Origin of the sequence: Gracilibacillus pellucidus, assembly GCF_033949965.1 — a bacterium.
GTDB classification, from domain to species: domain Bacteria; phylum Bacillota; class Bacilli; order Bacillales; family Amphibacillaceae; genus Gracilibacillus; species Gracilibacillus pellucidus.
This window is the reverse complement of record NZ_JAWZSR010000001.1, coordinates 328461-351590: the sequence shown is the minus strand read 5'-3', so window position 1 is coordinate 351590 and position 23130 is coordinate 328461. Positions and strand designations below refer to the sequence as shown.

Genomic DNA, 23130 nt, shown 5'->3' with positions numbered 1-23130 from the left:
AGTTATTGTACCAAATGGACTAGCATCTCTCAACTATTTTGTCATTAATTTTTCATTTTTAGATAGCTTTCGATCTTTTCCATGTCGATCATCCCCGCATCGACAATTGTATCTTCATGTTGAACGACTGGGATCATGAGATGATAGGCTTCAAACCATTCATTATTATTATAAATATTTACTTCTTCTAATTCAAACAAATAATCTTGCTGCAAGATCTCTAAAATTGTCTTTGCCTCGTCACAAAGACCGCAATTATCTTTTCCGTACAATATTAGTTTCATTCAGACAACCACCTTATATGTTACGTATTCTCGATACGTTCCTATTTTACATTATCGAGACAATTTTTTCATATAGAAAAGGAAATGCTGGACAATCGTTATCCTGCTAGCAATTTTTGATTTTTTATTACATAAAGTGAGACTTCAATCAGTGGGAGTTTTTCGGACGTTTACACCGTGAAACAAAAAAAGTGACGGAGTAATTCCGTCACTTTTTGGCTCTTAGTTTAAATCAGATGGTTTCTTTTCCATTACTTGATCGATTAAACCATATTCTTTTGCTTGTTCAGCAGTCATAAAGTTATCGCGATCTGTATCTTTTTCTACTACTTCTAATGGTTGACCACTGCGGTCTGCCATAATTTGATTTAGTTTTTTACGCATTTCAATAATACGGGTTGCATGAATTTCAATATCAGATGCTTGACCTTGCGTACCACCTAATGGTTGGTGAATCATCACTTCACTATTAGGTAACGCAAATCGTTTACCAGGTTCACCAGCTGTTAATAAGAATGCACCCATAGATGCTGCCATTCCGATACAAATAGTATTTACTTTTGGTTGAATAAATTGCATTGTATCATAAATAGCCATACCAGCAGTGATTGAACCCCCTGGAGAGTTAATGTATAAGGAAATATCTTTTTCTGGATCTTCTGCTGCTAAGAATAGCATTTGTGCTACAACAGTGTTTGCTACATTATCATCAATCGCACTTCCTAGCATAATAATTCTGTCTTTTAAAAGGCGAGAATAAATGTCATAAGCACGTTCGCCTCGATTTGTTTGTTCAATAACTGTAGGTATTAAGTTCATGAATAGTTCCTCCTTTTAACACTTGCTATTTTCTTCATGAATTGTAACTATGTCTATCTTAACTGAATGGTCAAAAAAGGTCAAAAGATTTGATTTACTATATTCATCCTACCCTTCCCTACTATAATTTAAACGTTTAGGAGCAAAAACACAAACTTTAGCGTATGTATTGAAATTATACGAGGGTTTCGCTATAATTATTCTTGTCGCTATTTAATGCGCCCGTAGCTCAGGGGATAGAGCATCGGTTTCCGGTACCGTGTGTCGGGGGTTCGAATCCCTCCGGGCGCGCTTTGATAACAGGTATACTCTAAAGAAAGAACTTCTTACATCCGTTAAGAAGTTCTTTCTTTGTCATAATAAACATTACTTCCCTTCGACAAAACCCACAAGTTCTTGCAATGCCTCCTCTTCATCTCCCCCGTCAACAATAAGTGTAATCCTCTGACCTTTCGATAAAGCTAAACTCATCAAGCCCATAATACTTTTCGCATTAATACGTTTACTACCTTTTTCTATAAAAACTTCTGAACTGAAACTATTAGCCTTTTGTACAAATTGTGCAGCTGGTCTCGCCTGCAATCCTGGGTCAACCGCAATAACGACTTCTTTTTCTAACATGATAACCCCTCCTCGTTTAGTAAGCGCTAACATAACCTTTTATATAAAAGGAGGGATTTCCCTCCTTTTATCACTACTTTACAGATACTACTTCACTTCTTAACTGTTCAGCAAATTGGTCAATTTTTTTCAATCGGTGATTAATACCTGACTTACTAATTTTTCCACCAGACACCATCTCACCTAACTCTTTTAATGAAACATCTTGATGCTCCATTCTTAATTGGGCAATTTCCTTTAATTTATCAGGCAATGCATCTAAGCCTACTGTTTTATCGATAAAACGAATATTCTCTACTTGTCGGAACGCAGCACCAATCGTCTTATTTAAGTTAGCCGTCTCACAATTAACAAGACGGTTAACAGAGTTTCTCATATCACGAACAATTCGCACATCTTCAAACTTAAGTAAAGCTTGGTGTGCACCAATATAATTTAAAAACTCGGTGATTTTTTCTGCTTCTTTAATATACGTAATAAACCCTTTTTTACGCTCTAAAATACGTGCGTGTAAATCATATTCATTCAACAAATTACAGATTGATTGATTATGTTCTTCGTGAAAATTATAGATTTCTAAATGATAAGATGACGTTTCTGGGTTATTCACAGAACCACCAGCTAAGAAAGCCCCTCGTAAATATGCTCTACGGCTCTCTTCTTCTTCTGTATATTTATTAGAGATAGTCCGAACGAATTGAAATGGCTCCATTAATATTTCCATATCTTGAAGCATTTCTTTCACACCTTCATTCATTCTTACGATATATACATTATTCTTTTTTAACTTCATCTTTTTACGAACTAATAATTCTACTGGAATATCATAACTTGATTTTATTAAGGTATAGATACGCCGAGCAATTGCTGCATTCTCTGTCTGTACATCTAGCGAATAGTGATTTCTTGAAAAAGAAATAGCTCCATTCATCCGGATTAGTGCGGCTAGTTCGGCTTGTTCGGAACGCGCATCACTCTCGACTTTCGTTAATTCTTTCTTTATATCAGCTGCAAACGACACCTTTCTCCCCCCTCTCTATCACCTCTATTCATTACAATAATGAATATAATACATTGGCTATTTTATCTTTATCATGTCGTAAAGAATGGTTTTGTTCTTTTACGATATCTTCTTCAATAATATCTAAATCCATTTGACGCAATTTTTCGATATCACTTTTAACTGGTTCTGCATTTTCTTCTGCATATACCATTTGGACATCTTTCGCAATTTCTTCGTTGTGTACGATAACGGTTTGAATGCATCCCGTTCCGATATGGTCCATAATCGCTTCTACATGGTCTGCAGCAGTATAGTGACTTGTTTCACCGGCTTGTGTCATTACATTACATACGTATACTACTTTAGCAGTTGTTTGACGTAAGGCAGCTTCTATTTGAGGGACAATTAAATTGGGTAATATACTTGTATATAAACTACCAGGTGCAATAACAACTAAATCGGCATCTTTAATTGCTGAAATCGCCTCTGGTAATGGAACGACTGGGTTAGGCTCTAAAAACACTCGCTTAATTCGTTTGTTTGCTTTAGGAATATTGGATTCACCTGCTACAATATCGCCATCTTCATATTCTGCATGAAGGGACATATTTTGATTAGCAATAGGATATATATTCCCTTTTACATTTAACACGCGAGAAATCTCTTTAATTCCATTATAAAAATCTCCAGTAACAGATGTCATTGCTGCTAATAGCAAGTTGCCCATCGAATGTCCGGATAGACCATTTCCTTTAGAAAAACGATGCTGAAACAAATCCATTAACATTGGCTCTACATCTGAAAGTGCTGCAATGACATTACGAATATCTCCTGGCGCTGGAATCTCTAGTTCTGAACGCAAGCGACCAGAACTACCTCCGTCATCGGCAACCGTCACAATTGCTGATATATCGATTGGTTGTTTTTTTAGCCCTCGTAGCAGAACCGGCATACCAGTTCCACCGCCAATAACGACTACTTTTTTCCCATTAGGTAATGACATACTTAGCTCTTTCTTTTTTCAATATCACGATGTGTGACATGTGTGACGTAGTTTTTTTGAAAATGTTTGGCTATATGCTCTGCAATAGCAACAGATCGATGCTGTCCACCTGTACAGCCAATGGCAATGACAAGTTGGCTTTTACCTTCCCGCTTATACTGCGGCAACATAAACTGCAATAAGTCGATTGTCTTTTCTAAAAATGTTTGTGTGTCAGTCCATTTAAATACATAAGAGGACACTTCAGGATTCAAACCAGTTAGTGGACGCATTTGCTCTACATAATGCGGATTAGGCAAAAAGCGCACATCAAATACTAAATCCGCATCAATTGGCAATCCATATTTAAAACCAAACGATAGTGTGTGAACCGAAAAGATTTCCTGCTCTTTTTTACTATAACGTTGAACAATTTCTTCACGTAGTTCTTTTGGTTTCAGCTTAGATGTATCAATGAAATGTTGAGCTCTTCCTCTTAATTCATCCAAGATTTGACGCTCTGCATGAATACCTTCAAGTGGTAAACCATCGTGTGCTAACGGGTGTGAACGACGTGTCTCTTTATAACGAGAAACAAGTACATGATCACTAGCATCTAAAAACAAAATATGCTCCTCTAACCATTTTTCACGTCCAAGTGTATCCAATGCCTCAAAAAGTGTGTCAAAAAATTCTCGACCTCGCAAATCCATTACAAGGGCTACTTTTTGAATATTGTTCGTTGCATCTTTCATTAATTCAAGAAATTTAGGTAAAAGGGCAGGCGGCAAATTATCGACACAATAGTAACCTAAGTCTTCGAAGCTTTGAACAGCAACTGTTTTCCCAGCACCTGACATCCCTGTAATAATAACTAGTTTGGTTTCTTCCGTTTGTCTTTCCACCATTTCAACACTCCTCTCACTCGTCCCTATATGTAGTGATACATAATGTGTATACTACTATTATACACGTAGTGAATAACCTCTACCATTAAAAAATTTCTTCCATTTTATCACGGTGCAAAAGTTCACAAAAACTCTTGCTGATTGAAGACTTATATTATTATTATTCAAAAGGTTGATATTTTAGACACGAATGGATAGGGGTGCAAAAAAAGGGGCACAGGTATGGTAGCCTATGCCAAAAAATAACTATTTATTAAAAAGGGGGTCAATTAGTTAACCCCATTATATCTAACCTTTATTGCGTCCGTGTTACAGGCTCGTTAATTTACAATTACGTAAATATGTCGAAACTATTACAATAGTTAGCTCGGTGTGTTTACAGCATCTTCTAAGTTTTCGATATATGCTTGGGCTGCTTGGGCTGCAATACTACCATCACCAGTTGCCGTAACAATTTGACGTAATTCTTTCTCACGAATATCGCCTGCTGCGAATACACCTGGTACATTTGTTTCCATATTTTCATTTGTTGGAATATAACCATCTTCATTTGTAATACCTAGTGATACAAATGGTTCACTTAATGGTACCATTCCAATATAGATAAATGCACCATCTGCTTTATGCTCATATTCTTCACCAGTATTTTTATTAACTAATGTTACACTTCCAACTTTTCCATCTTTATCATTGATTGATTTCACTGTTGTATCCCAGATGAAATCAATTTTGTCATTATTAAATGCACGGTCTTGTAATATCTTTTGTGCACGTAATTCGTCACGACGGTGAATGATTGTTACTTTGCTTGCAAATCTAGTTAAATAAACACCTTCTTCAACAGCAGAGTCTCCACCACCAACAACAACAAGTTCTTTTTCCTTAAAGAATGCACCATCACATACTGCACAATAAGATACACCGCGTCCACCTAGATCTTCTTCTCCAGGAATACCTAGTTTTTTGTATTGTGCACCAGTTGTAATGATTAATGTTTTTGTTTTATATTCTTTTGATCCTGCTACTACCGTTTTGTAGTGACCGTTATCGATTACTTCTTTAATATCACCGTACGCATATTCAGCACCGAATTTTTTCGCATGATCGAACATTTTGTTTGATAAATCTGGTCCAAGTATATTGTCATATCCAGGGTAGTTTTCGACATCTTCCGTATTAGCCATTTGTCCACCTGGAATTCCTCTTTCAAGCATTAATGTATCTAAATTTGCGCGTGATGTATATAATGCTGCTGTCATACCAGCAGGACCAGCACCCGCAATAATAACGTCATAAATTCTCTCTTCAGTCATTAATTGTCATCCTTTCTCTTCTAACTTAATTCCATTATGCTACGCATGTTGGAAAAGGTCTACTATTCTGCTCAATTGTCCCGCTTCCACGGCGGAGCCTCTACTGCTAAAATATTATGCTGCTTGCAACCTTCCTGCCATAGATCATTAGCCGCTTGCTCCATCCCTAAATAATATTGGCATGTACTATACCATCTATAATAAGAAGGGTGACCTTTTAATTTTGATTTGCGTAGTAATCTAAATCGATGTAGTGCCTTTTCATGTAAACCGATCTGCGTAAAAGTCACCGCAAGTCGTAGTTTTTGCTCTTCGTGAACTGGATAAACATTATCAAGTCTTTCCATACACATAGTAAGCCTTTCTTCCTTATTTTCGTATGCATAGAAAATCGCCAAATTCATGCAACTAAACAATGAATCTGGATGCTCACTCCAATATTTTTCTTCTAATTCAATGGCTTCTTCCCGTTCTCCAATGAAGAATAACGCATAATGATATTCATGTCTAGCTTGCGAGAATTCCGGAAACAAGGTGAGCATTTCATGCAATACCGCAATTGCCTCTTCCCACTCTTCACGTTCTAAATGATAAAACGCTGTTTCTTGATAGATTAATAGATCGTCCTCTTCTTCTAACATCCAATCGTCTTCATCATCTTCTTCACTTAGATTTAACATCTCCACTAATGTTTTGGCCTCTTCTGTAAAATCACCATCTGGGGCTTTTTCCATATATAGCTCTGCATACTTAATCGCGTCTTGCAATAAACCAAGATGTGCATAATTATTGGCAAGTAAATAATAACAATCTATATAATTTTCTCCATGCTTCTCCAATACTTGTGTTAACAATTGATTTGCATTGTGATAAGAACCTATTTCCGTGTAAACAATTGATGCTTGACATTGATAGAGAGGATTATCAGGCTTATCATTTATCGCTTTCTTAAACCATTTTAAAGAGAGATCAAATTTACGTTTTTGGTATGCTTCAACACCCTTCGCAAAATAAAAATCTCCTTCAGGTATGAAAGGTATAATGTTTCCTTCTAGTTGAAATTGATTTGTCACGCTCTGCCGTCCCCTCCTCTTCTTACTATTTTTTATATGATCTTTTCATTGTTTAAATATAATGACTAATGCATTATAACACACTTTAGCTACAATGAAAGATGTTTTAGTTAAAAATGCACAGATCACCTAATTGTAGGTACTATATTAAAAAAGAAGCAACTAATCTTGTTATTGATCAGTCGCTTCTTGAAAAAAAATATCCTTCTGTCTACGTTCTTCCATTTCTTGTTTTGTATACACTACTCGCATCGGGTTACCCGCTACAAAGGTACCTGCTGCTACATGATTATGGACAACTGTTCCTGCTGCAACAACCGCTCCATCACCAATTTCTACTCCAGGAAGAATCGTACAGTTAGCACCTATCATTACTCCATCGCCAATTTTTACATCACCCAATCGATACTCATCAATTAAGTATTCATGGGCTAAAATAGTCGTATTATAGCCTATGATTGAATTCGTTCCTACATGTATTTTCTCTGGGAACATTGTATCAATCATCACCATTAATCCAAAAGAGGTTTCCGTACCTACATCCATTTTTAATAAGGTGCGATACATCCAATTTTTCCATTTTAAAAAAGGAGTATACCTGGCAATTTGGGCAACGATAAAACTTCTCATAACCTTCCAAAATGAGACGGTTTTGTACATCTGCCATAAACTATTTGGTCCATGAACACGATGGCGCTCTGTTTTTCGCATTCTTATTCCACTCCAACAATTTGTAATAAGTCACGCATCTCTTCCAACATATAATCTGGCTCATGATCTTCTAATACTTTTCTACCTTTAATGGTCCATGCAACACCTGCAGTTTGCACGCCTGCATTATGACCTCCTTCGATATCATGGTAGTTATCACCAATCATCATGGTTGTCATTGGATTAGCTTTAAACTCATCAATTGCTTTTAAAATTGGTTCCGGATGTGGTTTCGCATGTTCCACATTGTCTAAACCGACAATCACATCAAACATTTGGTCCATTCCTGTTATTTTTAAACCTAATTTAGCTGTATCACTTAGCTTCGTTGTAACGATACCAAGTTGAAATCCTGCTTCTTTTAATTTTTTAATCGTCTCTACAACTGTCGGGAATGCTACTACATATTTCTCATGGTTAGCTAAATTATGTTCTCGATAAGTTGCCATCATTTCTTCCACTTTTTCTGGGTTTACTTTATTGAAACTGTCCACTAATGGTGGTCCGATAAACGAAAGAATATCTTCTCTCGTATAGCTTTGTTCAGAATATTTTTCTAAAGTATGTGCAAAGGATGCAATAATTAATTCATTCGTATCAATTAATGTTCCATCTAAATCAAATAATAATGTTTCTACTTTCATGACTTATACCTCCAAATGACGTGAAACGAGCTTTTGCCAAAACCTAAGCAAAAGCTCTATTTGTTATTGTTTAGTTGAATTGTTTTTTACTTTTTTCCCATCATACGTGCGATCTGCTAAACCTTTGTATCTACGGTAGAGCATCATAAGAATAGCAGCAACAATCAGTACAATAGATAGAAGCTGTGCCGTTCTTAATTCACCAATGATATATAAGCTATCTGTTCTCATTCCTTCGATAAAGTATCGACCAATGGAATACCAAATAACATAACTTAAGAACAGTTCACCACGGCGTAAGGTCAACTTACGACGTAAAATAAGCAAAATAACAAATCCAATTATATTCCAAAACGATTCATATAAAAAGGCCGGGTGATACATTGTTCCATCAATACACATTTGATTCATAATAAAATCTGGTAAGTACTGATGGAAACTTTGATATGTAGCTTCTGAAATCGGTCCACCATGCGCTTCTTGGTTCATAAAGTTACCCCAGCGACCAATTGCTTGCCCCAAAATAAGACTTGGCGCTACGATATCTGCTATTTGCCAAAAAGAAAGTTTTCTCACACGCGTATAAATGATTGCTGTAATAACTGCACCGATTAACGCACCATGAATTGCTATACCACCTTCCCATATAGCAAACACTTTCCACCATGGTCCATCTACATAACGCTCCCATTCAAATGCCACATAATATATTCGGGCAAAAATGATTGCGAGCGGTATCGCGAACATCACTAAGTCGACTATATAATCCTTTTTCACACCTAATCTGTCTGCTTCTCTTGTTGCTAGCCATAGAGCTATAAAGGCACCAGATGCAATAATTACACCATACCAATAAATAGATAATGGTCCTAACTGTAAAAACACAGGATTAAGCGCAGGTGCTTCACAAGCCAAAGTCGATCCCCTCCATCCATCATTTAATCCATTTCGAAGTCTGAATCATATTCAGATATATCTTGTTCTCCATTCTGAATCATTTTCGTTAATCGTTGAGAGAACTCCTCAGCCGCATTAACCCCCATTCGTTTCAAACGGAAATTCATTGCAGCTACTTCTATAATAACAGCTAAGTTACGGCCAGGTCGAACAGGAAGTGTTGCCATCGGGACTTTCACATCAATGATTTGCATCGTTTCTTCCTCTATTCCTAGTCGATCATACTGTTTATTTTGATCCCATGTCTCTAAATTTATCACAAGTGTAATGCGTTTATGCGAGCGTACAGATCCTGCACCAAATAGCGTCATTACGTTGATAATGCCCAGCCCTCTAATTTCTAGTAAATGCTCAATTAATGGAGGCGAACTTCCGATCAAGCGGTCATAATCCTCCTGTCTAATTTCCACACTATCATCCGCAACAAGTCGATGACCTCTTTTTACTAATTCAAGCGCTGTTTCACTTTTACCAACACCACTTTGTCCCGTAATAAGGACTCCAATACCGTAAATATCCACTAATACACCATGCACCGCTGTAAAAGGTGCAAATTTCGCTTCTAAAAAGTTTGTAATTCTACTGATCACTCTTGATGTTTTATATGGTGATCGCATTAATGGTACACCTGACGCTTCACACGCTTCCATTAATTCTTCCGGAACGTCCATATCACGTGTCACAACAACACCAGGTGTAATATCTGTACATAAACGATAGGCTCGATCCTTCTTCTCTTCATGTGTTAACTCTGCAAAGAAAGATAACTCCGTTTTTCCTAGTAGTTGCAGGCGATCTTTCGGATAGTATTTAAAATATCCTGTAAGTTCAATCCCAGGACGTGAAACTTCACTCATAAAAATTTCACGGTGAATCCCTTCTTCTCCTGCGATCAATTCAATTTGAAATCGTTCTAACAAATCTTGTGTACGCACTTTAGCCATTGCATAAGCCCCCTCTTTAACGAGCTGGATGAGCTTTGTCTCTCCCTGCCCCAGTTCTGCTACATCTCTTTTCTGTAACTATTGTAGCACTTTTTAAAAAGGATAGTACAGATTTACTGAAAAAAATTGCACCATTGAGCAAAAATTCACACTAATAACGAGAAAAAAAACCGTTATGCAAACACATAACGGTTTAATCTTTCATCACGCTGTTGATAAATAAGTTCATAATGGAGAAAAGGATCGCTGCGATAAATGCCATTCCAAAACCATCAATGACAAAATTACTACCTAATAATCCCTGAGTCATCCAAAGCGTAAAAGCATTGATTACTAGTAAGAATAACCCTAAGGTAACAATCGTAATAGGTAATGTTAAAATCACTAGAATTGGCCGGACAATCGCATTCAAGACTGCTAAAATAACACTAGCAATCAGCGCAATCCAAAAACCATCAATCGTAAAACTATCGAATAAATAGTCAATCAACATTAACGCTAAAGCATTCAATATAAGTGATAATATCCAACGCATTTAATACTCACCGCCTCTTTTAGGAATAATAATAGTAGCAGCAACATACAAAAGGAAAAGTGGCACACCATATGTGAATATTAACAGTAGAACGAAAATCAAACGTAAAATCGTTGCATCTAAATGAACCATTTCGGCAATGCCACCTAACACTCCTGAAATCATTACATTTGTATTGGAACGATATAACTTTCTTTCCATCTTAGCGCCCCCTATTATTGAGTCTTCTGGAGAAATATTGGTAAAGCAACAACATTCTCCAAAAAAGAGCCATCAAACGATGAACTTTACTAAGGAATTTGCAGGCATTTATTATTTACTCAGCTTTCTTGTTAAACTTGAAGCAGTAAAATGATGGACTCATACACCATGATAAACTTAGTATACTACACAATGCTTCATACGATGAACGAAGATTAGAATTTCCACGTGTAAAATGTTTCTTTACCAAAAATGACTTTAGCAGCTTCTTCTAAATCCTCTGCTTCATTGCGAACAGTTGACAACATCCCATCAGCTTGCGATTTGTGAGCAAGAATAGATTTGAATTTTGTCGTAAACACATCTGTCACATCATTTTGAATATCGGGCTCACCAAGCATTTCCAGATGATCTCGACTAAAAGCCTGTGCCCATACGGTTGGACGTTCCTCTTCCGCCATCATCTCCACCGCTCTGATCGCGGCTGCTCCGAATGCATCATGGTCAGGGTGAACAGCATATTTCGGATAATGTGTAATCACTAATGACGGTTTGATTTCATCTAAATAAGAGAAAAGGTGCTTAGCAACTTCCTCTGTTGATTCAAATTCCAATGTTTTATCACGGTAACCAAGCATCTCTAGATTCATATCTAATACTTCACACGCTTTGATTAACTCTTCTTTTCTAATGTTTGGCAACGTTTCTCTCGTCGCAAAAGTAGGGTTCCCCATATTACGCCCCATTTCCCCTAACGTACCACATAAGTACGTTACAGGTATTCCTTTTTCTCGAAAAGTTGCAATCGTTCCTGCTGCTCCAAATGCTTCATCATCTGGATGTGGATAAATAACAACTACATGTTCTGACACGATAAATCCCCTCTTTCCTATTACTCAAATGGTGTTTCACTAATTTGTAAGGCTACCATTAATCTACCTTCACGGTCATGACCAGCCATTAAAACACCTGTGTCTCCAACTAATTCGAACTGGTTCACACCCTCAGCATAAATCCAGCCAATGTCTAATTTTAATCCGACACGATAAGTTGTACCTGCCCCTACTACTTGTCCACGTTGATAAATAACTTTCGCGTTACGAATAAAGGCACCTACATTATAAGCCTCTTGATTATTATGACTTGCATATGCCCCATTAGTTGTTTCCAAATGAACATATACTTCTTTATTAGCAAAACGATCAATATGTTGTTGTAATTGACTAATTTCAATTGGTTCCATAGAAAATGGACTCCTCCTCTTCCTACATTCTGCTTTTCTATTTTATCATAGTCTGCAGAGAAGTTCTTGTTTGCGAATCGTACAATATTTCCACACATTTTTTAACTTAATAAATACTTTATCTACACTTTCGTACTTGTTCCTCTGTCTTTTTGTAAATAAACAGATTCCGAGTCGGTTTACCTATTTATTGGATTCACGAAAAAGATGACTGCCCAAATCGGACAGTCACTTTTTTAACTTCCTATTTTCGTTTCCATTCGTGCTTTATCTCGTTGTAGAATTGGTTTTAAATATCTTCCTGTATGTGATGCTTCAACTTCTGCGACTTCTTCAGGGGTTCCGGTTGCGACAATAGTTCCTCCACCGTCTCCTCCTTCAGGTCCGAGGTCAACAATATAATCTGCTGCTTTAATCACATCTAAATTATGCTCGATTACAATAACGGTATCACCATTATCAACAAGGCGCTGAATCACCGCTAGCAAACGAGAAATATCATCGATGTGTAAACCAGTTGTCGGTTCATCCAAAATATAAACAGACTTACCATTAGAACGACGATGTAATTCACTTGCTAGCTTAACTCGTTGTGCTTCTCCACCAGAAAGGGTAGTTGCTGGTTGTCCGAGTCTAACATAACCCAATCCTACATCATAGATTGTTTCTAACTTACGTTTAATTTTCGGGATGTTTTCAAAGAATTTCATCGCTTCTTCAATCGTCATATCAAGAACATCCGCAATATTTTTTCCTTTGTACTTCACTTCTAATGTTTCTCGATTATAACGTTTACCTTCACATACTTCACAAGGCACATATACATCCGGCAAAAAGTGCATCTCAATCTTAATAATACCATCGCCTCGACATGCTTCACAGCGACCACCTTTTACATTAAAACTAAAACGACCTTTCTTATAGCCGCGAATTTTAGCTTCATTAGTTCGAGCAAACACATCACGTATATCATCAAACGCACCAGTATATGTCGCAGGGTTTGAACGTGGTGTTCTACCGATTGGTGATTGATCAATATCAATTACTTTTTCTACATGGTCAATTCCTTTAATCTCTTTGTGTTTTCCAGGCTTCTGCTTACCACGATGTAGTTTAGCTGACAGACTTTTGTGTAATATTTCATTAATTAAAGAACTTTTACCCGATCCTGATACACCCGTCACTGCGGTAAACAGACCAATTGGAAGCTTCGCATCAACATTTTTCAAGTTATTCTCTTCCGCTCCGAGTATTTCAAGGAAACGCTCGTCCGCTTTTTTCCGCTCAGCTGGTACTGGAATAAACTTATCTCCTGCTAAGTACTGACCAGTTAATGATTTTTTCTTTTTCATTACTTGTTTCGGTGTTCCTTGTGCAATTACTTCTCCACCATGCTCACCTGCACCAGGTCCTATATCGATCAAATAGTCAGCTGCTAACATTGTATCTTCATCATGCTCAACTACAATCAATGTATTGCCTAAATCACGCATCCGCTCTAACGTTTGAATTAATCGATCATTATCGCGTTGATGCAACCCAATTGATGGCTCGTCAAGTACATATAGTACACCTGTTAAAGCAGAACCAATCTGTGTTGCAAGACGAATTCGTTGTGCTTCTCCACCAGATAACGTACCAGCAGCACGAGCTAATGTTAAGTAATCTAACCCGACATTTCTCAAAAAGGTGAGACGGTCATCCAATTCATTAATAATTAATTGCGCAACTTGCTGGTCTTTTTCTGATAATGGTAATGTTGTGAAGAATTGATGTGCATCTGTAACAGATAAAGCTGTTGCCTCACCAATGTGCATACCATTTATTTTAACTGCTAACGCTTGTTTATTTAAACGGTAGCCATCACATGTTGGACAAGGTTTCGTCGTCATATATTTTTCCATTTGTTCACGAACGAAATCAGATGATGTTTCATGATAACGACGCGAAACATTATTTAATACACCTTCAAAATAAATATCATTTTCACGAACGACACCATAGTCATTCTCATGGCGAAAATGAATTTTTTCTTTACCACTACCATTCAAAATTTTATCCATCTGCTTTTTAGGGAGTTTGCTTACAGGAGTATCCATATCAATGTCATAGTGGTCACAAACACATTTCAGTAGTTGCGGATAATATTGTGAACTAGTAGGTTCCCATGCAGCAATTGCTCCTTGGTTAAGCGTTAATTCTTTATTTGGTATCACAAGGTCTACATCGACTTCTAACTGGGAACCAAGCCCATCACATGTTTTACATGCTCCCCATGGACTGTTAAACGAAAATAGTCTTGGCTCTAATTCATCAATAGAAAAACCACAAATTGGACATGCATGATTTTCGCTAAATAATAATTCTTCCTCCCCAATAATGTCGACAACCACTTTCCCATCGCCTAGTTTTAAAGCTGTTTCTAATGAATCAGATAAACGACCAGCAACACCATCTTTTACAACTATACGGTCAATTACTACGTCAATGGAATGTTTTTTATTTTTATCTAATTGAATATCGTCACTGATTTCGCGCATTTCTCCATCAATACGTAAACGAATATATCCTTCTTTTTGCAAATCCTCTAACACTTTCGCATGTGTCCCTTTTCGACCAGAGATAATCGGTGCAAGAATTTGTAATTTTGTTCGTTCTGGATATTCCATAATGCGATCTACCATTTGCTCGACCGTTTGCGAAGTAATCTCTACTCCATGTTCTGGACAATATGGGTGACCAATTCTCGCATATAATAAACGCATATAGTCATAAATTTCTGTTACCGTAGCTACTGTTGAACGTGGGTTACGACTTGTTGTTTTTTGGTCAATCGAAATAGCTGGAGACAATCCTTCAATTGAATCAACATCAGGCTTGTCCATTTGTCCTAAAAACTGACGAGCATATGCCGATAGCGACTCCACATAGCGTCGTTGTCCTTCTGCATAAATCGTATCAAAAGCTAATGATGATTTACCAGAACCCGACAAACCAGTTAAGACTACTAATTTATCCTTTGGTATATCAATTGATACATCTTTTAAATTATGTGCACGTGCTCCTTTTACGGAAATGGATTTTTTAGCCATTTATTTCACCCTTCTGCTTTCAATTCTAAAACAAGGTCACGAAGCTCTGCTGCCCGTTCGAAATCTAAATCCCGTGCCGCTTGTTTCATTTCGTTTTCCATCTTCTCGATAAGTTCTTGTTTCTCTTTCTTCGTCATTTCGTTTACTTGTTTTGCTTCTGTTTCGTATGGCGCCTCATCTTCAGCCGCAGTTGTCGCACGGATTACATCACGAACACCTTTATTAATTGTTTGTGGCACAATTCCATGTTCTTCATTGTAAGCTTGTTGTTTTTCACGACGACGATAGGTTTCATCTATAGCAGTTTGCATTGAATCCGTTATTTTATCAGCATACATAATTACCTTACCATGTTCATTCCGGGCTGCTCGTCCCATTGTTTGAATTAAGGAACGTTCTGAACGTAGGAATCCTTCTTTATCAGCATCTAAAATGGTAACTAATGATACCTCTGGGATATCAAGTCCTTCACGTAAAAGGTTAATGCCGACTAATACATCATATTTGCCTACACGTAAATCACGAATAATTTCGATTCGTTCTAACGTTTTAATCTCAGAATGCAAATAGGCAACCTTGAGCCCAACTTCTTTTAAATAATCCGTTAAATCTTCCGACATTTTTTTCGTAAGCGTCGTGACTAACACACGTTCATTTTTTTCCATTCGTTGATTAATTTCACCGATTAAATCGTCTACTTGTCCATCGATTGGGCGAATCTCAACTTCTGGATCTAGTAAGCCTGTTGGACGAATAATTTGCTCGGTCATTTCCGGTGTATGCTCCAACTCATATGGACCAGGTGTTGCAGATACATAGACAAGTTGCCCAGCTTTTTGCTCAAATTCATCAAAAGTAAGTGGTCTGTTATCTAATGCAGATGGTAACCGAAAGCCGTGATCCACTAGTACTTGTTTACGGGCTTGGTCACCATTATACATACCACGTATTTGCGGCAATGTAACGTGAGACTCATCGATAACAATTAGTGAATCATCTGGAAAATAATCTAGTAATGTATATGGTGTCGAACCGGCTTCCCTTAATGTAAGGTGACGAGAATAATTTTCAATGCCTGAACAAAAACCCATCTCCTCCATCATTTCCAAATCATAATTTGTTCGTTGCTCTATGCGTTGTGCTTCTAATAATTTATCTTCTTCACGAAATTTTGCAAGTTGTTCATTTAATTCAGCTTTAATATTTTCCATCGCAAGCTTTAACTTCTCTTCACGTGTTACGAAGTGTGATGCTGGGAAAATAGCAATATGTTCACGATCTCCAATGATTTCACCTGTTAATGCATCCACTTCACGTATCCGATCAATTTCATCACCGAAAAATTCAACACGGACGCAATGTTCTTCTCTTGATGCAGGAATAATCTCAACAGAATCACCACGAACTCGGAATGTTCCACGCTGAAAATCTATATCATTACGCGCATACTGAATATCAACCAGCTCTCTAAGTAATTCATCACGATCTTTTTCCATACCTACTCGTAAAGATAATACTTGGCTTCGATATTCTTCTGGTGAACCTAGGCCGTAAATACAAGATACACTTGCAACAATTAATACATCTTTTCGTTCAAAAAGAGCAGATGTTGCGGAGTGTCGCAATTTATCAATCTCATCATTTATGCTAGCATCCTTTTCAATAAATGTATCTGTTGATGGTACATATGCTTCTGGTTGATAGTAATCATAATAACTAACAAAATACTCAACAGCATTATCCGGGAAAAATTCTTTAAATTCACTGTAGAGTTGTCCTGCCAATGTCTTATTATGTGCGATCACTAACGTTGGTTTGTTAACCTCTTTGACAACATTACTGATAGTAAATGTCTTACCTGTACCAGTTGCACCTAATAAGGTCTGGTGACGTTTATTTTTCTCTATACCTGTAACAAGCTCCTTAATTGCCTTAGGCTGATCTCCTTGTGGCTCATAAGGTGCTTGCAATGAAAAAGTTTGCTCTTCCACCATCATACCTCCGTTCTCTTTTCACTTACTAGTATACACTATATCTAAATCAAAAGCGAACAAATATTCGTTTTGTTTATTGTTTTCTTTTTACATTATAACCGAAGCCACCAGAATGATAAAAAGATACGAACTTTCACAATGAATCAATCATTATACCTCCCCTATAACGAAGAAGAACTGACAATTACGAAGTCTAAAAGCGAGAGTTGACGTTACTCCATATTTGATACTCCGTGAAATGCGCTCACCCATTCTATTTTTAGTGAGTGGTAGGCAATCGCTACGGCAGAACGCTTGCTTTCCGCAGGCTTGTCTTCAACTAACTTTTCAACAAGAACGGTTGAAAAGTGGATTTTCAGACTGCGCTTTTTCTGCAGGAGTCTGCGCATTCTGCCTTCGCTTTGGTTATATTCTCTATTGAAAGAAAGAGTAATGCTTAAAATTTTTATGTCCTTTGACTTAGCGCATTTCTTTCGGAAGTGAATCATCGTATTTCTACTCACAAATAGTAGAACACATCATATAGCGGAGACAAAACACGAAGACTCCAGCGGGAACAGTACGAGCTGAAGATCCACTTTGGGAAGTGGTCTTCTTCCCAAAGTTAGCTGAAGCCGTACCCGCGGCATAGAAAACACTACAAAAGCGTTCTTTGCTTGAGTAGATGTTGCGCTTGTGCCCAAAGGGTGAAAGCGTAGTGTTTTGTCGGAGCTCATGCCAGCGCTTATCATCATCAGAATAGGAGAAAGCTAACTAAACGGAAATTCTCGTTTTTAGACATCGTACTTTCTTCCCCATCAAAAAAGCCACAGCTATCTTCAGCTGTGGCTTCATTTCTTTTATTAAGTTGTTTGGTCATATTGATTTACTTCGTATAGATCGATTAAGTCAACTTCAGGGTGTTTATCAATGAACCATCTTAATGCAAAATCATTTTTGAAAAGGACGAGGAATTCGTCTTCTCTGTCTTTTACTAATAAGTTTCGCTCATCAAATAAAGCTGGATCCACTTGGTCTTTTTTCAACCATCGAGGAATTCTATCGCCAATCGATTCAAGTATGATTTCTACATTATACTCATTCCTCATACGATGCTGAAATACTTCATATTGTAGATGACCAACCGCACCAATAATCATCGAGTCAGTCGGGTAACCACGGAATAATTGGATGGCACCTTCCTGAACAAGTTGCTCGATTCCTTTTCTAAACTGCTTCGCTTTCATTACATTTTTCGCCATTACTCGTTGGAACATTTCTGGTGGGAACTGTGGTAATTCATCATATTCAAATGTTTTCTTACCTTCTATTAAGGTATCACCAATGCGATAAGAACCTGGATCATAAACACCGATAATATCACCAGCATATGCTTCTTCTACTGTACCACGTGAAGAAGCAACGAATTGTTGCGTCTGACCAAGACGAATCGTTTTACCAGTCCGAGCTAGTGTCACATTCATTCCTCGCTCAAACTTACCAGAACAAACACGTAAAAAGGCAATGCGATCACGGTGTTGTGGATTCATATTCGCTTGAATTTTGAAAATAAACCCTGAAAAATCAGGATAATCAGGACTAATGACTTCCTCTTCCGTACGACGAGGCCCTGGAGCAGGTGCCATATCAATAAACGTATCGAAGAAGGTTTGCACACCGAATGGAGCTAATGCACTACCAAAGAATACAGGCGTCTGTTCTCCCGCTAAAACACGATCAAGCGAGAATTGATCACCAGCTTCATTTAATAATTCCATCTCCTCTACCGTATCTTGATAAGTAGGATCATTAGCGATATCATCTTGATCTATTTCTGCCATTGGGATATATGTTTCTTCCTCATTACCATTAAACTTAACAAATTGATCATTATATCGATCTAAAATACCTAAAAAGCGTTTCCCCATACCAACTGGCCAATTCATCGGGTATGTCTCGATATCTAACACTTCTTCGATTTGATCTAATAATGCTAATGGTTCTCGGCCTTCACGGTCTAACTTATTAATAAATGTAAAGATCGGAATCCCTCTCATTTTACATACTTTAAACAATTTAATCGTTTGTGCCTCAATACCTTTTGTCGCATCAATAATCATGACAACACTATCCACCGCTGTCAATGTTCGGTACGTATCCTCACTAAAATCTTCGTGACCTGGTGTATCTAAAATGTTGACCTTATGGCCTTTATAATCAAAGTTCATCACACTAGATGTTACAGAAATCCCACGTTGCTTCTCAATTTCCATCCAATCTGACGTAGCATATTTACCTGATTTTTTCCCTTTAACTGTACCTGCTGAACGAATTAAATTACCGAACAGCAATAATTTTTCCGTCATTGTCGTTTTCCCTGCATCGGGGTGAGAAATGATGGCAAACGTCTTTCTTTTTTTCACTTCTTCTTGTAATCCCATTTCTGTTACCTACTTTCTAGTTTACGTTCCTGTTAGCGTAATCTATTTTACCACTTATCGTTCATACTGAAAATAAAAACATCAACAAGATGGCATCAATTTCAGAATCTGATATAATATAATGATGGATTCTTTAATATAAGGATGGGATCAATTTGCAGCAATTACAAATGACAGAACAATCAATTCGCCAGCTAACAGGTGAACGTTTTTATAATAGAGGCTATCAATATTACGTATCAGGAAAAGTATACGGACTTTCCTACAACCCAGAATCTAATTCATGGCGTGGACTTGTAAAAGGTTCCAAAATCTATACTGTTCGAATCAAATTTACTGATGACCTAAAAATCAACGCGACATGCAACTGTCCGGCTTACGAAACACATGATACGTGTAAACATGTCGCTGCTGTATTATTAGCTATTACTAAGGATGCACAATCTAATCGCAGAAAATTCGCTGTCGATCAAACGACTACTCAAGCTCCAACACAGGATACGGATCTGTTCGCCAAGCAATTAATACACACATTCAGGGATAAACGTGAGTGGAATGAGTCGCCACAGCCTGTCCAGACGGAGTATGTACTATCTTTAACAAAAGCAAATAAAAACGCGCAGTACGCACTAAGCATTGAAATGAAAATTGGTGATAAACGAGCCTATGTGATTCGTGATATTCGTGGATTTTTAAAAGCGCTCAATAGTATGGAATCATATAAAGTTAATCAAAGCTTTACATTCGATCCATCTATTCACTATTTTTCTACACGAGACCGTCATATGATCGAAATGCTACTAACTTGTTACGAGCAGGAGCGCCTTTTTGGTAATAGCTATGTATTGAAACTAGATCAGCCAAGAAGCATGTACATTCCTCCTAGCTTAATTGATCAATTATTAGAGCAACTAGTGGAGATGAATTACACATTCCGTCATGTGACCAACAAAGAGTATCAATCGATTAATGTAAGTGAAATGGATAACCAGTTACAATTCCAAATTGATTATCAATCATCGAACAATTATACATTAGAAATGACCGATTTATCTGATTACTATTTTCTTGATAGCTATCGATATGTCATTCATGAACACCATTTTTACAAAATTAGTTATCAACAAAAAAGTATTCTAGACAAATTGTTCCGTGTCGTGCCACTTCAAAACAAGAAAAAACAAGCAATTTCCCCTAATGAAATGGAGTTGTTTGTTAAAAATGTCATGCCACAGTTTGAACAAGTTGGTCAATTGAATATGACAGAAAAAATGGAACAACAAATAAACACATCTCCATTACAAACCAAAATATATGTCGATGAAATAGAAGGTGCACTAAAAGCCGAAGTTGAATACCATTATGGTACTTCTATTTTCACACCATTTAACGAACAAGAAACAGGCGAAAAGATCGTCAAACGAGAGACACATGCTGAATATAAGATTTTACAACAGCTGCGTGACGAAGCATTTATTGAAATGAATCAATCTTTCTATTTGTTTAATGATGCTGCGATCTACTCGTTTATTCATGAAGGTGTCTATGTATTAGAAGAAAACGCCGATGTCTATTTATCGAGCAGTGTCAAACGTATGTTAGAAGGTATCGAGCAGATTAAGCTACAATCTAATGTCGACTATCAACCATCAGTAGGAATGCTAGATATTTCCTTTGATATGGAGGGTATTTCGGATGAGGATGTCTCTCATATCTTGCAAGCATTGATTGAAAAGAAAAGATATTACCGTATTCCAAATGGAGCGCTTATTCACTTGGAAACAGATGATTTCTCCTCTTTCCAACGGCTACAAACAACGTTAGACTTATCGAAAAAACAAATGGAAGACGGAAAAATTTCAATCCCTGCTGCTCGTAGTTTTCAAGTAGAAGAAGCATTAAACAAAACCGACTTTCGCTATAGTGAGTCGTTCCAACAAATGCTGGAAGAGTTAAAGCATCCAGAAAAGCTACAGTTTGAACTGCCACAAGAGTTACAGGCAGATGTTCGCGATTATCAACTCACAGGTTTCCAGTGGATGAAGGCACTATCCCATTATCACTTAGGCGGTATTTTAGCGGATGATATGGGATTAGGAAAAACATTACAGACAATTAGTTACCTGCTTTCTGAAGCAAATGAAAAAACTGAAAACTACCAAGCACTTGTTATTGCACCCGCATCGCTTTTATACAATTGGAAAAAAGAAATTGAAAAATTCGCTCCAACACTTTCATCATGTGTTATTATCGGACCAAAGCAAGAACGTCGCGATTTGTTAGAAGAACATAAGGATGCGAATATATTCATTACTTCTTATCCGACATTACGAAAAGATCAGGAACTTTATGAAGATCATTTGTTTGATTGTATTATTCTTGATGAAGCACAAGCTATTAAAAACCATTTAACTTTAACAGCTAAAGCCGTAAGATCACTACAAGCCAAGCAATTTTTTGGCTTAAGTGGAACACCTATCGAAAATGCCTTAGATGAATTATGGTCGATCTTTTACACTATTTCACCTGGTTTATTTGGTAGTAAAAAAGCATTCAGTAACTTAGAAACAGATTATGTCTCGAAAATCACACGGCCATTCATTTTACGTCGGGTCAAAAAAGATGTATTAGAAGAGCTACCAGACAAAATCGAATCTGTCCGATATTCTGAACTAACAAAAGATCAGAAAGAAGTCTATATTGGTTACTTACAACGAATTCAACATGAGCTTGACGAAACGATCGAAACAAAAGGTTTTGACCGTGGTAAGCTACAAATTTTAGCAGGACTTACGCGATTAAGACAGATCTGCTGCCATCCTAGCCTCTTCTTAGAAAATTATTCAGGAGAGTCTGGCAAATTAAATCAGCTCATGAATTTAACTGCAGAATTAGAAGCCAGCGGTAAACGAACATTAATTTTCTCTCAGTTTTCTAGCATGTTGGAAATCATTCGAGATGCACTTGAAGCAAATGGCCAGGAGGTATTTTATCTAGATGGATCTACCCCATCACAAGAACGAATGAACATGGTGGAAGCATTTAACGAAGGAGAAAAAGGATTTTTCCTCATATCCTTAAAAGCCGGTGGAACTGGTCTGAACTTAACTGGAGCAGATACCGTTATACTATATGACCTATGGTGGAATCCTGCTGTTGAAGAACAAGCAACTGGAAGAGCACACCGTATCGGTCAGAAAAATGTCGTTCAAGTTATTCGTTTTATTACAGAGGGAACGATAGAAGAAAAAATATATACGTTACAACAGAAAAAGCGTGAACTAGTCGATCAAATCATCCAGCCTGGCGAAACGTTATTATCTAAACTATCAGAAGCAGAAATTCGTGAATTACTGCAATTTAACGAAAAACAAGAGAGCTAAAAA

Annotated in this window: 20 protein-coding genes and 1 tRNA gene; 2 read left to right on the top strand and 19 right to left on the bottom strand. The window is 37.2% G+C overall.

What is annotated here, in order from left to right; all coding sequences use genetic code 11:
• Window positions 1–44: 44 nt before the first annotated feature.
• Together SH601_RS01610 and clpP are read right to left on the bottom strand one after the other, a co-directional pair.
• Entirely contained in the window at window positions 45–284 is a 240-nt protein-coding gene (locus tag SH601_RS01610; protein ID WP_319956474.1) for a glutaredoxin family protein, read from the bottom strand.
• 222 nt (window positions 285–506) lie between these two features.
• Window positions 507–1103 carry an ATP-dependent Clp endopeptidase proteolytic subunit ClpP gene (clpP, locus tag SH601_RS01605; protein WP_319956473.1) on the bottom strand — a complete coding sequence of 199 codons (597 nt, stop codon included), beginning with the start codon at window positions 1101–1103 and terminating at the stop codon, window positions 507–509.
• 218 nt (window positions 1104–1321) lie between these two features.
• Between clpP and SH601_RS01600 the strand changes: the two genes are divergently transcribed.
• Window positions 1322–1394, top strand: a tRNA-Arg gene (locus SH601_RS01600).
• Between the two features lie 75 nt (window positions 1395–1469).
• Here SH601_RS01600 and SH601_RS01595 read toward each other — a convergent pair.
• The 17 genes from SH601_RS01595 to SH601_RS01515 all read right to left on the bottom strand — a co-directional run bounded on the left by SH601_RS01595 (window position 1470) and on the right by SH601_RS01515 (window position 19744).
• Window positions 1470–1724, bottom strand: coding sequence for an HPr family phosphocarrier protein (locus tag SH601_RS01595; RefSeq protein WP_319956472.1), 255 nt, complete (start codon window positions 1722–1724; stop codon window positions 1470–1472).
• A gap of 73 nt (window positions 1725–1797) precedes the next feature.
• Window positions 1798–2745: a DNA-binding protein WhiA gene (whiA, locus tag SH601_RS01590; protein WP_319956471.1), complete on the bottom strand. Its 948-nt coding sequence runs from the start codon at window positions 2743–2745 to the stop codon at window positions 1798–1800.
• A 31-nt stretch (window positions 2746–2776) separates the two neighbouring features.
• On the bottom strand, window positions 2777–3730 hold the full coding sequence (locus tag SH601_RS01585; protein WP_319956470.1) for a gluconeogenesis factor YvcK family protein: 954 nt from the start codon (window positions 3728–3730) through the stop codon (window positions 2777–2779).
• A gap of 2 nt (window positions 3731–3732) precedes the next feature.
• Window positions 3733–4617: an RNase adapter RapZ gene (gene rapZ, locus SH601_RS01580; RefSeq protein WP_319956469.1), complete on the bottom strand. Its 885-nt coding sequence runs from the start codon at window positions 4615–4617 to the stop codon at window positions 3733–3735.
• Between the two features lie 362 nt (window positions 4618–4979).
• The gene (gene trxB, locus SH601_RS01575; RefSeq protein ID WP_319956468.1) at window positions 4980–5930 is read right to left on the bottom strand and encodes a thioredoxin-disulfide reductase; all 951 of its coding nucleotides are present in this window, start codon (window positions 5928–5930) and stop codon (window positions 4980–4982) included.
• 71 nt (window positions 5931–6001) lie between these two features.
• Window positions 6002–7003: a tetratricopeptide repeat protein gene (locus tag SH601_RS01570; RefSeq protein ID WP_319956467.1), complete on the bottom strand. Its 1002-nt coding sequence runs from the start codon at window positions 7001–7003 to the stop codon at window positions 6002–6004.
• A 171-nt stretch (window positions 7004–7174) separates the two neighbouring features.
• On the bottom strand, window positions 7175–7714 hold the full coding sequence (locus tag SH601_RS01565) for an acyltransferase (protein ID WP_319956466.1): 540 nt from the start codon (window positions 7712–7714) through the stop codon (window positions 7175–7177).
• Between the two features lie 2 nt (window positions 7715–7716).
• Complete coding sequence (gene ppaX, locus SH601_RS01560; RefSeq protein WP_319956465.1) at window positions 7717–8358, bottom strand: pyrophosphatase PpaX; 642 nt, start codon at window positions 8356–8358, stop codon at window positions 7717–7719.
• Between the two features lie 63 nt (window positions 8359–8421).
• Window positions 8422–9273, bottom strand: a complete 852-nt coding sequence (gene lgt, locus SH601_RS01555) for a prolipoprotein diacylglyceryl transferase (RefSeq protein WP_319956464.1) — start codon at window positions 9271–9273, stop codon at window positions 8422–8424.
• Between the two features lie 23 nt (window positions 9274–9296).
• Window positions 9297–10259, bottom strand: coding sequence for an HPr(Ser) kinase/phosphatase (hprK, locus tag SH601_RS01550; protein WP_319956463.1), 963 nt, complete (start codon window positions 10257–10259; stop codon window positions 9297–9299).
• Between the two features lie 193 nt (window positions 10260–10452).
• Window positions 10453–10794 carry a phage holin family protein gene (locus SH601_RS01545; RefSeq protein WP_319956462.1) on the bottom strand — a complete coding sequence of 114 codons (342 nt, stop codon included), beginning with the start codon at window positions 10792–10794 and terminating at the stop codon, window positions 10453–10455.
• Window positions 10795–10995, bottom strand: coding sequence for a PspC domain-containing protein (locus SH601_RS01540; protein ID WP_319956461.1), 201 nt, complete (start codon window positions 10993–10995; stop codon window positions 10795–10797). It lies immediately after the preceding gene.
• Window positions 10996–11210: 215 nt separating this feature from the next.
• Entirely contained in the window at window positions 11211–11867 is a 657-nt protein-coding gene (bshB2, locus tag SH601_RS01535; RefSeq protein WP_319956460.1) for a bacillithiol biosynthesis deacetylase BshB2, read from the bottom strand.
• A gap of 20 nt (window positions 11868–11887) precedes the next feature.
• Window positions 11888–12238: a YojF family protein gene (locus tag SH601_RS01530; protein WP_319956459.1), complete on the bottom strand. Its 351-nt coding sequence runs from the start codon at window positions 12236–12238 to the stop codon at window positions 11888–11890.
• Window positions 12239–12474: 236 nt separating this feature from the next.
• Window positions 12475–15330, bottom strand: a complete 2856-nt coding sequence (gene uvrA, locus SH601_RS01525; RefSeq protein WP_319956458.1) for an excinuclease ABC subunit UvrA — start codon at window positions 15328–15330, stop codon at window positions 12475–12477.
• A 5-nt stretch (window positions 15331–15335) separates the two neighbouring features.
• The gene (gene uvrB / locus SH601_RS01520) at window positions 15336–17324 is read right to left on the bottom strand and encodes an excinuclease ABC subunit UvrB (protein ID WP_319956835.1); all 1989 of its coding nucleotides are present in this window, start codon (window positions 17322–17324) and stop codon (window positions 15336–15338) included.
• 842 nt (window positions 17325–18166) lie between these two features.
• Entirely contained in the window at window positions 18167–19744 is a 1578-nt protein-coding gene (locus SH601_RS01515; RefSeq protein WP_319956457.1) for a peptide chain release factor 3, read from the bottom strand.
• A gap of 155 nt (window positions 19745–19899) precedes the next feature.
• Between SH601_RS01515 and SH601_RS01510 the strand changes: the two genes are divergently transcribed.
• Entirely contained in the window at window positions 19900–23127 is a 3228-nt protein-coding gene (locus SH601_RS01510; protein WP_319956456.1) for a DEAD/DEAH box helicase, read from the top strand.
• Window positions 23128–23130 lie beyond the last annotated feature (3 nt).